Source organism: Arthrobacter koreensis (assembly GCF_035792275.1).
Lineage (GTDB): Bacteria > Actinomycetota > Actinomycetes > Actinomycetales > Micrococcaceae > Arthrobacter_B > Arthrobacter_B koreensis_A.
The window spans coordinates 99,353-112,783 of record NZ_JAMWKK010000009.1 but is presented as its reverse complement, the minus strand read 5'-3'; the positions used below and the strand labels follow the sequence as shown (position 1 = coordinate 112,783).

The window sequence follows — 13,431 nt, the reverse complement described above, 5'->3', positions numbered from 1 at the left end:
CCATGGCAGTACGGTGACCGCGGGATGCCGTTTCCCGGCAGTGCAGCGCAGGCGATAAACTGCCAGTGCTGTCCCGTTCCCAGCCTAGGAGTCGACTGTGCCCCCGAAACGCCGGCCCAACAAGTACGTCTACCGCTCCATTGTCTTTGCCGGAGTCGCAGCAGTGAAGCTGTTCCGGGTCAAGGTCATTCCATCCGGGCTTGAGCACCTGCCGGCGGATGGAATCATCCGCGGCCTGGACCGCAAAGTGGAGCCGGGCAAGGGCGCCGTCGTAGCGATCACGCACTTCGGCTACCTGGACTTTGTATTCGCCGAGTACCTGCTCTGGAAGCAGCTGAAGGTGCACATGCGTTTCCTCGTCACCAAGAAGGCGGCTCGCAAGAAGTTCGTTGCGGCGGTCTGTGACTGGTGTGAGCACGTGGTCGTGGACCGCTCGAACGGTGCCGCTGCGTATACCGAATCCGTGGAGAAGCTGCACGGGGGCGACTACCTTGCCGTCCTGCCGGAAGCCGGCGTGAGCCGCAGCTTCACGGTCCGGCAGCTCAAGACCGGAGCAGTCCGCATGGCGGCGGAAGCCGGTGTGCCGGTCATTCCGGTTTCCGTCTGGGGCGGGCACAGGATGCTCACCCGCGGACACGGGCTGAGCCTGAAGGCAGTGTGGAAGACCCCGGTGCGCATCCACATTGGCGAGCCGCTGAAGATCGACCCCGCCGCCTCGGTCCCCGAAGAGACTGCCCGCCTTCAGGAGATCCTCCAGGCAGGAATCGACGAATGCATCGACACCTATCCCGAGAAGGCGCCCGACGGCGCCTGGTGGATGCCGGTGAGCCGCGGCGGATCAGCGATGACGCCCGAAGAGCAGATGGTCCTGGACGAGGCAGACCGGGCCAAGTACAAGATCACCGGCTAACGCTGCGCTACCGCAGCACCGTACCTACGCGGCAGGCGCCGTCTGCACGACGTCGATCACCCGGCGGAGGCCTGTCCGGGCTTTCTCCGGCAGTCCCCCGTCGCTGAACAGGTAGTCGGCGCCCGTCACCGGTGCAATCTGGGAAAGGCCCGTGGTGCCCCACTTCGTGTGGTCGGCAAGCACTGCAACCTGGGCCGCGCAGGCGATGAACGCCTGGTTTGTCTGCGCCTCCAGCATGTTGGGCGTGGTGAACCCGTCCTCCAGTGTCACGCCGTGAACCCCCATGAAACACAGGTCGACGTGGAGCCGGCTGAGGGCTGAAAGCGCCAGGGGGCCCACAAGCGCATCGGACGGGGTGCGTACACCGCCGGTCAGAATCACCGTTTGGCCGGCATCATCGGCCTGCCAAAGCACGTCCGCAATCCGCGGGGAGTTGGTGACCACGGTGAGGTCCTGGATTCCGGCCAGCCGTTTCGCCAGGGCAAAGGTAGTGGTCCCGGAATTCAGTGCCACTGACATGCCCGGCCTGATCATCGTTACCGCGAGTTCCGCGATAGCAGCCTTCTCCGCCGATTCGCGCTGCAGCTTTGCTGCGAAACCCGGCTCAAGGCTGGTTGCGGCCGCTTCAAGCGTGGCTCCGCCGTGGACTTTGACAAGCGCACCCCGCCCCTCCAGCTCCGTCAGGTCACGGCGAATCGTCATGTCGGATACACCCAGGGCAGCAGCAAGTTCGTTGACGCGCACCTGGCCATCAGTATTCAGCCGGTCGATGATCCGCTGCTGACGCTGGGCGGGGAGCATTTCTGCCATGCGGTTTCCTCTCTTAGGGCACCAGCGTGCCAGAGAGTTAACGCCGAATCAACACAATCGAACATCGCCGCTGCGGTGTGTTGCAGCCGGTCAGATGTGGTTCTTGCGTGCCACTGTGACCTGTGCCATAGTGTGGGCATTCCGAGAACGCGTTGGAATCTGATCGACCCTGTTGATATCTGTGAGCTTTCTGAGTTCAGATCCGCACCTCCACACCTTCAGGCACTGCCATCGAATCAAAGGAGACGCTATGGCACCCCGTTTCAACCCGCGCGCAGTTTCCCGTCCGCTTTCCCCGGCCCCCTCTTCGCTCTCCGCCGCAGCACGGCTGGATGTCAGCCGGCGCTCCCTGCTGGGCGGCGCACTTGGACTGGGTGCCATGGCCGCGCTCAGCGCCTGCGGCGGCGGTGGTTCAACCTCTGACGGAACCGGAGCCATCACCGTTGGTTCCAACCAGTCCGACGCCGTCCCGAAGGCCGCCTACGCCAACATCATGGATGCGTTCATGGAGTCCTCCGGTGCGGACGTGAAGATCAACACCGTTGACCACAACACCTTCCAGGAACAGATCAACAGTTACCTCCAGGGCGACCCCGACGACGTCTTCACATGGTTTAGCGGCTACCGGATGAAGTTCTTCGCGGACCAGGGGCTTGCCGGAGACATTTCCAGCGTGTGGGACAACTTCGGCGACAGCTTCAGCCAGTCATTCAAGGACGCCGCAACCGCAAGCGACGGAAAGCAGTACTTCGTGCCGCTGTCCTACTACCCCTGGGCAGTCTTCTACCGGAAGTCCGTTTTCGCTGACAACGGCTACACCATCCCGAAAACCCTTGATGAGTACATCGAGCTGTCCAAGGCCATGCAGCAGGACGGGCTGGTGCCCATCGGGTTCGCCGACCAGGGCGGCTGGGAAGCCATGGGCACCTTCGACATCCTGAACATGCGCATCAACGGATACGACTACCACACACGGCTGCTCGCAGGGGAGGAATCCTGGGAATCAGGCGAGGTGAAGGAAGTCTTCCAGACCTGGAAGACGCTGATGCCCTACCACCAGGAAGGCGCACTGGGCCGGGAGTGGCAGGAAGCCGCACAGGGTCTGCTGCAGAAGACCAGCGGAACGTACCTGCTGGGCATGTTCGTCTCCCAGCAGTTCCAGGATGCCGAAGGCGGAGAAGCCCTCGAGGACCTCGACTTCTTTGCGTTCCCTGAAATCAACCCGGACTTCGGCACGGACAGCATCGACGCGCCCATCGACGGATTCATGATGAGCGCCACCACGCAGAACGGCGGGACCGCCATGGACCTGCTGGAGTTCCTGGGATCTCCGGAGGCGCAGAAGATCAACACTGATTCGGACAAGGGACTCATCGCCCCCGTCAACGGTGCAGACACATCCGGGTACACGGCCCTGCAGCAGAAGGGCATGGAACTGGTTTCATCCGCGAAGCACATCGCCCAGTTCATGGACCGGGACACCCGGCCGGACTTTGCCTCCACAGTGATGATTCCGTCCCTGCAGGCCTTCATCAACGACCCGGACAACGTGGACAGTGTGCTCTCGGACATCGAGACGCAGAAGAAATCCATCTTCGTGGACTGAGAACCGAGAGCCGAGAAACATGAGCGCCCTACCTTCCGCCGCCCGAATCCGCCGCCCCCGTGGCCGCGTGCGCAAATACTCCGCACGCGACCGCCTGGTGATGGTCCTGATGCTGGGCGTACCGGCACTGCTGGTTGCCTGCCTCATCTGGGGGCCGGCACTGGCCTCGGTGTTCCTTTCCCTGACCCGCTGGAACGGCGTGACGGCCCCGGTATGGGTCGGCGGGGAGAACTACACGCAGGCATTCACCATTTACCCGCCGTTCTGGCCGGCGCTGCGGAACAACATCGTCTGGCTGCTGGCCCTGGCGCTGATCGCCACTCCGCTGGGCCTGCTGCTGGCGGTCATCCTGGATAAGTCGATCCGCGGCAGCCGCTTCTACCAGAGCATCTTCTACCTGCCCGTTGTGCTCTCGCTGGCGCTGGTCGGCTTTATCTGGACCCTGATCTACTCCCAGGACCAGGGGCTGATCAACCAGTTGTCCGGCCTGCAGGTCAACTGGCTTGGGGACTCATCCATCAACCTGCCGGCCGTGCTGGTGGCGGCTGGCTGGAGGCACGTGGGCTACATCATGGTGCTCTACCTGGCCGGGCTGAAGGGGGTGGACGCGTCCATGAAGGAAGCGGCGGCCCTCGACGGGGCAAACCAGTGGCAGACGTTCAGCCGCGTGGTCTTCCCGGCCATGAAACCCATCAACATCGTGGTCCTGGTGGTGACCGTCATTGAGGGGCTGCGTGCCTTCGACATCGTCTACATCATCAACAAGGGAACCAACGGCCTGGAACTGCTTTCGGTGCTGATCACCAACAACATCGTCGGGGAGGCCAGCCGCATCGGCTTCGGCTCGGCGATCGCCGTCGTGCTCCTGCTTATTTCCCTTGCCTTCATCATCACCTACCTGGTGCAGACCTTCAGGAAGGAAACGGCATGAGCCACACACTGCAGGCAGGAGGGGCAGCCGAACCGGCCCGCGGTGCCGGGCGGCCCGAGACACCCCGGGCCGCCGGGAAGACCGGACAGGACAGGGTTCCCGCCCAGCGCACGCAGCGCGTGAAGGCGGCCCGGGTGGTGCTGCATGTCTGCCTCGCGCTCTGGGCAGTCATTTGGCTGCTGCCCCTGCTGTGGGCGCTGTACACGTCCCTGCGGCCGTACTCGGAAACCGCGGAAAAGGGCTACGTATCCCTGCCGGACACCCTGACCTTCGACAATTACGCCACAGCGTGGTCGCAGGCCGAGCTGCCCAAGTACTTCCTGAACTCGCTGCTGATCGCCGTTCCGGCGGTGGTCCTGGTGCTGTTCGCCGCGTCCTGTGCTGCGTTTGTGCTGGCCCGCTTCAGCTTCCGGTTCAACATCGCCCTGCTGATGTTCTTCACGGCTGCGAACCTCCTGCCGCAGCAGGTGATCATCACACCGCTTTACCGGCTGTTCCTCTCCCTCGGGCTCTACAACAGCCAGCTCGGAATCATCCTGATCAATGTGGCCTTCCAGATGGGATTCTGCGTCTTTGTGCTCAGCAACTACATGAGGGCGCTGCCCCACGAACTCACCGAAGCTGCCCAGGTGGACGGCGCGGGAGTGTGGCGCCAGTACTCGCAGATTGTCATGCCGCTCACCAGACCGGCGCTGGCGGCCCTTGGCACACTCCAGTTTGCGTGGATCTACAACGACTTCTTCTGGGCGCTTGTCCTGCTGCGGGACGGCGACAAGATGCCGGTCACGAGCGCACTGAACAACCTCAAGGGCGCTTTCTTCACGGACAACAACCTCGTGGCCGCCGCAGCGATCCTGGTGGCCCTTCCGACGGTCATCATCTTTGTCCTTCTCCAAAAGCACTTCGTAGCCGGGCTCACAATGGGTTCCACGAAATAGCCGGCTGTACGCCTTCTCCAGAAAGCAGGTCCACGTGGCTGTCCTTCCGTACTATGCCCATCCCGGGCCGGGCACAGGGTCCCTTCCTCCCCGCGCATCCTTCGAATCCGACCGCCCCGAAGTCCGCCTGGACGGCAGCTGGGGTTTCCGCTGGAGCCCGTCCATTGCCCAATCTGCCGCGGATCCCGTCAACGAACTGTTTCCAGACACCGTTGCCGTACCCGGGCACTGGATGCTCGACGCCGCCAACGGACCGCTGGTGCTGGGGGAGCAGAACCGCTTTGGCAGCCCCTGGTACACCAATGTGCAGTATCCCTTCCCCCTGGATCCGCCGTTTGTCCCGGACGCCAACGGGACGGGTGATTACCTTCGTAAGTTCGACCTCCAGGGCACAGCCCTGGCAGAGGCCGGAGCGATGGAGGCAGTGCTGCTTCGCTTCGAGGGCGTTGAGTCCACCTTCAAGGTGTGGCTGAACGGCGTCGAACTCGGTGATGCATCCGGCAGCCGGCTGACCCATGAATTCGACGCCACCGGGTATCTGCAGCCCACGGGCAACAGGCTGGTGGTCCGGGTCCACCAGTTTTCAGCTGCCAGCTACCTGGAGGACCAGGACCAGTGGTGGCTGCCCGGAATTATCCGCCCGGTCACACTGGTAGGCCAGCCGCGCCGCGGCATCCGCAACCTGCTCGCCGAAACCGGGTACGACGCCGGCACAGGGACTCTTACCCTACGCGCAGAGGCTGCGCCTGAGGCCTATCCGCTGACCGCGGAAATCGTTGAACTGGGGCTGCGGGTGCAGCTCAGCTCGCCGGAACCGCACACGGTCGCGGTGGAGGGTGCCGACCCCTGGACCGCAGAGACACCGCGCCTGTACGAACTGTCCGTGCAGAGCCCGGGCGAACGGGCTCGGGTCCGGGTGGGTTTCCGGACCGTCGAGGCAACCGGGGGGCGCCTGCTGGTGAATGGTGTGCCCGTACGCCTCAAGGGGGTCAACCGCCATGAATTCAATCCCCGGACCGGCCGTGCAGTGACGGAGGAATTCTCCCGCGCGGAGCTGGAGTCCATGAAACGGCACAACATCAATGCCATTCGCACCAGCCACTATCCGCCTGCCAGCCACCTGCTGGACCTGGCCGACGAACTTGGTTTCTGGGTGATCGACGAATGCGATCTTGAAACCCATGGTTTTGTGTTCACCGAGTGGCAGGACAACCCTGCTGACTCACCGCTTTGGGCAGGGGCCCTGATGGACCGGATCCAGCGCACCTGGACCCGGGACGCCAACCACCCGAGCATCATCATGTTCTCGCTGGGGAATGAATCCGGTACGGGCCGGAACCTGGCGGCCATGGCCAACTGGCTTCGCACAGCCGACCCCGGCCGCCCCATCCATTACGAGGGGGACCGGACCTGTGAATACACCGACGTGTATTCACGCATGTACCCCACTGTCCAGGAATGCCGGTCGATCGCCGCGGGCAACCCGATTCCCGGCATGGAACCGGCGGCCGCAGCGCGGGTGGCGTCGAAACCTTTCCTGCTCTGCGAGTATGCGCACGCCATGGGCAACGGTCCCGGCGGTCTGGCGGCGTATGACGAGCTGATGGAGACCTACCCGAGGTTCGCCGGCGGGTTCGTCTGGGAATGGAAAGACCACGGCCTTGCCGCGTACACCTCCGACGGCAGGGACGCCGTGGCCTACGGCGGAGACTTCCGCGAGCCGGTCCATGACGGGAACTTTGTCCTGGACGGGCTGGCCTTTGCAGACGGAACGCCGAGTCCGGGCCTGGTGGAACTGGCCAAGGTGTTCGAGCCCTTCCGGGTGGCCGTAGGGGAGCACACAGTGGGGGTAACCAACCGGCAGGACTTCGCGGGTTCCGACGGCTATGACTTTGCCTGGGAGGTGCGGGACGGAGAAGGCAAAGTCCTTGCCGGCGGTTCGCTGGCGCTGCCTGGCGTCGGTGCACGGGATCACCTGGAAGTGCCGCTGCCGCCGGAGGCCGTGGATGCCATGGCACTGCCCCCTGCATCGGGTGCCGCGCTGAGGGTTTCGGTGCATGCAAGCGGGCCCCTCGCCTGGGCCGCGCCCGGACACTGCGTCGCCTGGGGCCAGCGGGTACTTGCCGATGCACCGGGCGTCGAAGCCGGGAGCGGGGAATCAAAACCGGGACATAACGCCGGCGGTACGCTGCACCTGGGCCCGAACGGACTCCTGGAAACCCTGTCCGGAATTCCCCTGGCGGGGCCGGTCCTGCTGCCGTGGCGGGCACCTACGGACAACGACCGCGGGACGATTGAACCCAACCGGGAACTGCGCACCGAGCAGCCTGAGGGTTTCGACTGGGACGGCTATGCCGGAACGGCCCCGGGACCCGTGACTGCCCTCGCAGACCACTGGGAAGCCGCGCGCCTGGACCGCCTCAGCAGGCGGACCGACGACCTGCAGCGCCCGGACGGCAGTACAGCTGCCGTCACGCACCGGTACGCACCACCCTCCGGCAAGGGCGGCTTCAGCGTCAGCCTGGAATGGACAGCGCACAGCGACGGCCTGATACTGGACGCCCGCGTGGCGTCCCTGACGGACTGGGGCTTTCCGCTGGCTCGGCTCGGCCTTGAATTCACGCTCCCGGCGGAGCTGATAGCTGATGCGGCAGCCGTGCGCTGGCTTGGCCTCGGCCCGGGGGAGGCCTACCCGGATTCCCGCTCCGCCCAGCACTGGGCAGTTCACGAGCTCCCGGCCGCAGCCCTGGGAACCCGCTACCCCCGCCCGCAGGAAAACGGGCGGCGGGGCAACGTCCGCTGGCTCGAAGCCGGGCTCTCCGACGGCCGGCGCCTGCGCGTGGAACTGCTGCAGGCGCCGCCGGAGGCCGGCTTTACGCTGCTGCCGTATTCGGCCGCCGAGCTGGCCGCAGCAGCGCACGACGCCGAACTCCCGCCTTCCAGCCACTGGCACCTGGTGCTCGACGCCGGTGCGCACGGGCTGGGTAGCCGGTCCTGCGGTATCGACGTCCTGCCGGAAGACACGTACTCCGATGTATCTGCCCGCCTGCGGATCCGCCTTGCGGTCCTGGGCAACACCATGGAAGGGAACCGCGAACCATGAGCACCGTGAAACTTGAAAGGGACGGAACTTCCCTCATCCTGGACGCAGCCGGGGCACCGCAGGTCCTGCACTGGGGAGCTGCACTGCCCGGCCCGGTTCCACAGACCGCGCTGCTCGCGGGGCCCGTGGTGAATTCGCGGTACGACTTTCCCGTCCCTGCCAATCCGCTCTGGCCTGCTGCCGCAGAAGGCTGGCGCGGCACTCCGCTGGTCTCCGGGTCACGGAACCGTGCCGATGCGTCCCCCCGGTTCCGTAACCCGGAGGTGCAGGCATCGGAATCCGCAGTGACCCTCACTGCCGCGGACCGGAGCTGCGGCCTGGTGCTGAAGACAGAACTGGAAATCCTGCCCGGCGGACTGCTGCGGCAGCGGAACACACTGACCAACACAGGGAGTGCGCCCTATCAGCTGCTGCACCTTTCGGTCTGCCTGCCTGCGGCGTCCGGAGCCGGGGAGCTGCTGGACACCACCGGCCGCTGGACCCGGGAACGGGCGCCCCAGCGGCTCCCCTTCGGACAGGGGACCTGGACCCGCGAGGGGCGGCACGGCCGCACCGGCCACGACGCACCCGTGCTGCTCGCGGCCGGGACTCCCGGTTTCGGGAACCGGCACGGAGAGATACACGCGGTGCACTTCGCGTGGAGCGGCAACTGGCGGGTACGAGCCGAACGTACCCCCGATCCGTCCCGGCTGCTGGCAGCCGAGGAACTGTTTGGCCCGGGCGAAGCTGAACTGGCACCGGGGGAGTCCTACACCACGCCCTGGCTCTACGGTGCCCATTCGGCTGCCGGGCTGGACGGGATCACGGCCGCTTTCCACACCTGGCTGCGTTCCCGGCCCAGCCACCCGCGCCGGCCCCGGCCGGTAGTGCTGAACACCTGGGAAGCGGTCTACTTCGACCACGACCTGGAGGTGCTCAGGGAACTCGCGGATACAGCGGCCGCACTGGGCACCGAACGTTTTGTCCTCGACGACGGATGGTTCGGCGGCCGCCGTGACGACCAGCGGGGCCTGGGAGACTGGACGGTGTCAGCGCAGGCCTGGCCGGAAGGACTTGAACCGCTGATCAGCCATGTCCGCGGCCTGGGCATGGAGTTTGGGCTGTGGGTGGAACCTGAAATGATCAGCCTGGATTCAGAAACAGCCCGATCCCATCCGGAATGGATCTGCCGGGCGCGCACAGACGAACTGCCTCCGGAATGGCGGTACCAGCAGGTGCTGGACCTGACCAACGGGGATGCCTTCAAGCACGTGCTGCAGCAGCTGGACGACCTGCTGGAGAACCACGCCATTTCCTTCCTCAAGTGGGACCAGAACCGGGACCTGACCGATATGGCGGCGCAGGGCCGGCCCTCTGCCCGCGGCCAGACCCTGGCGGCCTACCGGCTGATGGCCGAGCTCAAAGCCCGCCATCCGCTCGTAGAGATCGAAGCCTGTTCTTCCGGAGGCGCGCGCGTTGACCTGGGCGTCCTTGAATTCGCGGACCGGGTCTGGGCCTCGGATTCAAACGACGCCCTGGAGCGCCAGCGGATCCAGGAATGGACCCAGCGGCTGCTGCCCCCGGAACTGGTGGGCCAGCACATCGGCCCGCCGCAGGCGCATACCTCCGGCAGGACCCACGGCCTGGCCTTCCGGGGACTGACAGCATTGTTCGGCCACTTCGGGATGGAATGGGACATCCGGGAGGCACAGGGCAGTGACCGGGAACTCCTGGCAGCCCTGATCGCGCTCTACAAGCAGCACCGCTCCCTGATCCACACGGGAACCGCCGTCCGTGCGGACCTGGCTGATCCGGGGCTCCAGCTGTACGGCACTGTTGCCCGCGACCGCAGCGAAGCACTGTACGTCTTCGCTGCCCTGGACAGTTCCCCGGACGAGACCCCGGGTAACATCGCGCTTCCGGGCCTGGACCCGGCCGCGCGCTATAGGCTGGACCCAGTGATACTCGATGAACCACACACTTTCCTGCACCGCACGCCGCCGGCATGGTTTTCAACGGGCCTGGAAGCAGGCGGAGCCTGGCTGGGCGCCGCGGGCGTGCCCATGCCGGTCCTGAACCCGGAGCGTGCCTTCCTGCTGCACGTCCGCCGGACGGAGGGTGAATGAGCGCCCCTGCCCTCCGGTCAGAACCGCAGGCTGAACCCCTCAGGACGCAGCTGGCAGACGGACGCGAGCTGCTGTACTTCTTCGACGCCGGCTCCCAAACGGGAGTGTCCGCGGCGGCTGCGTCCCCGGACACGCGTCATCTGCCTCCGCGTCCGGACACACCCCGGATGCGGTACGACCCCCTGCTCGGCGAATGGGTCTCCTACGCCGAGCACCGCCAGACCCGCACACACCTGCCGCCGGCGTCGGAGTGCCCGCTCTGTCCTTCCGGCTCCGAGCGGGCCACGGAGATCCCGGCACATGGGTACGACGTCGCGGTCTTCGAAAACCGTTTTCCCGCCTTTGGACCAGGGACGGCCTCCGCCGGACCCGGCGCCGGCCCGGATGCTCCCGCGGCCGGACGCTGTGAGGTGGTTGCGTTCGCGCCGGAGCATAATGCGTCCTTCGCCGGGCTGAGCCTGGAACGGGTGCGAACGGTTATCCGGGCGTGGACTCACCGGACGGCCGAGCTTTCCCGCATTCCCGGCGTCGGGCAGGTTTTCATTTTCGAGAACCGCGGTGCCGAAATTGGGGTCACACTGCACCATCCGCACGGGCAGATCTATGCCTATCCGTATGCGACGCCGCGGACCCTGCGCCAGCTTGAATCCGCTCAGGCATACCACTCCGAAACGGGAGGCAACCTTTTCGCGGACGTCCTTGGCCGGGAACTGCGGGAGGGAACCAGGCTGGTGGCCCGGGGACGCTGGTGGACGGCCTACGTCCCGTATGCGGCCAGGATGCCGCTGGAAGTCCACGTTGTGCCGCACCGGAGCGTGCCGGACCTCGCCTCGCTCACTGACGCGGAACGGGAGGAACTCTCCGGCCTGTACCTGGACGTCCTGCGCCGGATAGATGCCCTCTATCCGACTCCTACGCCGTACATTGCCGCCTGGTACCAGGCCCCCGTTGAGCACCCGGGCAGGGATTCCTACCGGATGCACCTGCAGGTGACCTCCCCGCGCCGGGCGGAGAACAAGCTGAAATACCTTGCCGGATCGGAAGCGGCAATGGGTGCCTTCATTGCGGATGTGAGTCCGGAAGAGACAGCCGCGCGGCTTCGCGGAGCCCTGCCGGCCTTCGGTGCCGGTGCCGGGGGAGGAGCCGCATGAACGCCCGCGGAGCATTCCGGGAGCTGTACGGGTATGAACCGGCAGGCATCTGGTCGGCTCCGGGACGGGTAAACCTCATCGGTGAGCACACTGACTACAACGAGGGATACGTCTTCCCGCTGGCGATCGACCGCCGCGCCGGTGTCGCTGCAGCCCCGCGGCAGGACGGAGTGCTTCGGCTGGCCACCACGGCACCAGGCAGTGCAGCGGCGGAAATCAAGGTTGCGGAACTTGTCCCCGGAAGGCTTGCCGGCTGGAGCCGCTACGTGGCCGGAGTGCACTGGGCCTTTGGGGTTCGCGGCATAGACGTACCCGGCATGGACATCCTCCTCGACTCGGACGTTCCGGTGGGCGCCGGACTCTCCTCCTCGGCTGCCGTAGAGTGCGCGGCGGCCCTTGCGGTGAACGACCTCGCCGGGGCCGGCCTGCCCGCCGAAGACCTGGTGCTGCTCTGCCAGCAGGCTGAAAACGACTTCGCCGGTGCTCCCACCGGCATCCTGGACCAGTCAGCGTCGCTGCTGTCCCAGGCCGGGCACGCGCTGTTCCTGGACTGCCGGTCACGGGAAAGCCGGCTGGTGCCGCTGGACCTGGCCGGTGAAGGAATGTCGCTCCTGGTTATTGATACAAAGGTGGGCCATGCGCATGATTCCGGCGGCTATGCGGAACGCCGGCGTGACTGTGAGCGCGCGGCCGAAACCCTGGGGGTGGCATCCCTGCGGGAGCTGACCCTGCCGGACCTGGTCCTGGCGGCACCCCGGCTGGAGCGGAAGGCCTACCAGCGGGCGCGGCACGTGGTCAGCGAGAACGCCCGGGTGCTCACCGTCGTCGCGCATCTTGAAGCCGGACGCCCCATCCGGGGGCTGGGACAAGTACTTTCCTCGAGCCATGAATCGCTGCGCGACGACTTCGAAGTTTCGTCACCTGAACTCGACCTGGCAGTTGAGACAACCGTGGCGGCCGGGGCCGCAGGTGCCCGGATGACCGGCGGGGGCTTCGGCGGATCGGCGCTGGCCCTCGTGAATGCGGCCGAGGCCGGGCAGATAAGCGCTGCCGTGAAACGCTCGTTCGAACGTGCCGGGTACGCGGACCCCGAGGTCTTCGCCGTCGAACCCGGGGCCGGCGCCCGCAGCGGAGACTGACCGGCGGGGCAGGGACATGCAGAAGGGCGGGTACGGCAGCGCTGCTGCCGTACCCGCCCTTTTCGTCCTTCGGTCAGGCCTGGGAGCTCACTGCTTCGCGGATCGGGGTTTGTCCGTTGATGAACTCGATGAACTTGCCCACCGTTCCCGGCTGCTCCAGTACCTCGGCTGCCACCGCGGCGACATCGGCCCGGGACACGCTTCCGTCCTGGCCCGGGCCGATGCTGATGCGGCCGGTGCCGGGGTCGTCAGTCAGTGCACTGGGACCGAGGATGGTCCAGTCAAGGCTGCTGCGGCGCAGATGCTCATCGGCTGCCGCCTTCGCCTCGGCGTAGGCATAGAAACCATTGTCAGGATCGACGCCGTGGTCCTTGCCTGCTCCCATGTAGGACACCATGACGTACCGCTTCACGCCGGCCTGTTCGGCGGCTTCCATGGAGCGGATGGCCGCGTCGCGGTCCACTGCATAGGTGCGTTCGGCCGATCCGCCGCCCGCGCCGGCCGACCAGACGACGGCGTCATGTCCCTTCAGCAGGCCAGCGATTTCCTGTGCGTCGAGCTTCTCGACGTCGGCTGCCACCGGTTCGGCGCCCGTAGCGGCTACCTCGGAGACGTGGTCCGGATTCCGGAAAAGCGAGGACACCTGGTGCCCGTTCGCAGCGAGGTCCTTTGCCAGCTGCAGTGCCACTTTGCCGTGTCCGCCAATAATTGCCACGCGTGCCATGTTGCTCCTCTCAT

At 65.9% G+C, this 13,431-nt stretch carries 10 protein-coding genes; 8 read left to right on the top strand and 2 right to left on the bottom strand.

Annotated features, from left to right (window positions below):
- The first annotated feature begins 97 nt into the window (after positions 1-97).
- Complete coding sequence (locus NGB94_RS10595) at positions 98-910, top strand: lysophospholipid acyltransferase family protein (protein ID WP_325790596.1); 813 nt, start codon at positions 98-100, stop codon at positions 908-910.
- A gap of 24 nt (positions 911-934) precedes the next feature.
- Here the strand turns inward: NGB94_RS10595 and NGB94_RS10590 are convergent, their stop codons facing one another.
- Entirely contained in the window at positions 935-1,720 is a 786-nt protein-coding gene (locus NGB94_RS10590) for a DeoR/GlpR family DNA-binding transcription regulator (RefSeq protein ID WP_325790595.1), read from the bottom strand.
- A 250-nt stretch (positions 1,721-1,970) separates the two neighbouring features.
- On the opposite strand from NGB94_RS10590, the gene NGB94_RS10585 reads away from it, so the two are divergent.
- Genes NGB94_RS10585 through galK form a run of 7 tightly spaced genes read left to right on the top strand, consistent with a single transcriptional unit; the run spans position 1,971 to position 12,693 of the window.
- A complete protein-coding gene (locus NGB94_RS10585; RefSeq protein WP_325790594.1) occupies positions 1,971-3,326 on the top strand; it encodes an ABC transporter substrate-binding protein in 1,356 nt (451 codons plus the stop codon).
- Positions 3,327-3,345: 19 nt separating this feature from the next.
- Complete coding sequence (locus NGB94_RS10580; protein ID WP_325790593.1) at positions 3,346-4,257, top strand: sugar ABC transporter permease; 912 nt, start codon at positions 3,346-3,348, stop codon at positions 4,255-4,257.
- Positions 4,254-5,195 carry a carbohydrate ABC transporter permease gene (locus NGB94_RS10575; RefSeq protein ID WP_325790592.1) on the top strand — a complete coding sequence of 314 codons (942 nt, stop codon included), beginning with the start codon at positions 4,254-4,256 and terminating at the stop codon, positions 5,193-5,195. The genes NGB94_RS10580 and NGB94_RS10575 overlap by 4 nt, the downstream gene beginning before the upstream one ends.
- 34 nt (positions 5,196-5,229) lie before the next feature.
- On the top strand, positions 5,230-8,298 hold the full coding sequence (locus tag NGB94_RS10570) for a glycoside hydrolase family 2 TIM barrel-domain containing protein (protein WP_325790591.1): 3,069 nt from the start codon (positions 5,230-5,232) through the stop codon (positions 8,296-8,298).
- Positions 8,295-10,403, top strand: a complete 2,109-nt coding sequence (locus tag NGB94_RS10565; protein ID WP_325790589.1) for an alpha-galactosidase — start codon at positions 8,295-8,297, stop codon at positions 10,401-10,403. The genes NGB94_RS10570 and NGB94_RS10565 overlap by 4 nt, the downstream gene beginning before the upstream one ends.
- Positions 10,400-11,554 carry a galactose-1-phosphate uridylyltransferase gene (gene galT / locus NGB94_RS10560; RefSeq protein ID WP_325790588.1) on the top strand — a complete coding sequence of 385 codons (1,155 nt, stop codon included), beginning with the start codon at positions 10,400-10,402 and terminating at the stop codon, positions 11,552-11,554. Before NGB94_RS10565 ends, galT begins: the two co-directional genes overlap by 4 nt.
- On the top strand, positions 11,551-12,693 hold the full coding sequence (gene galK / locus NGB94_RS10555) for a galactokinase (RefSeq protein ID WP_325790587.1): 1,143 nt from the start codon (positions 11,551-11,553) through the stop codon (positions 12,691-12,693). The genes galT and galK overlap by 4 nt, the downstream gene beginning before the upstream one ends.
- 73 nt (positions 12,694-12,766) lie before the next feature.
- On the opposite strand, the gene NGB94_RS10550 is transcribed toward galK, so the two are convergent.
- Positions 12,767-13,417, bottom strand: coding sequence for an SDR family oxidoreductase (locus NGB94_RS10550; protein ID WP_325790586.1), 651 nt, complete (start codon positions 13,415-13,417; stop codon positions 12,767-12,769).
- Positions 13,418-13,431 lie beyond the last annotated feature (14 nt).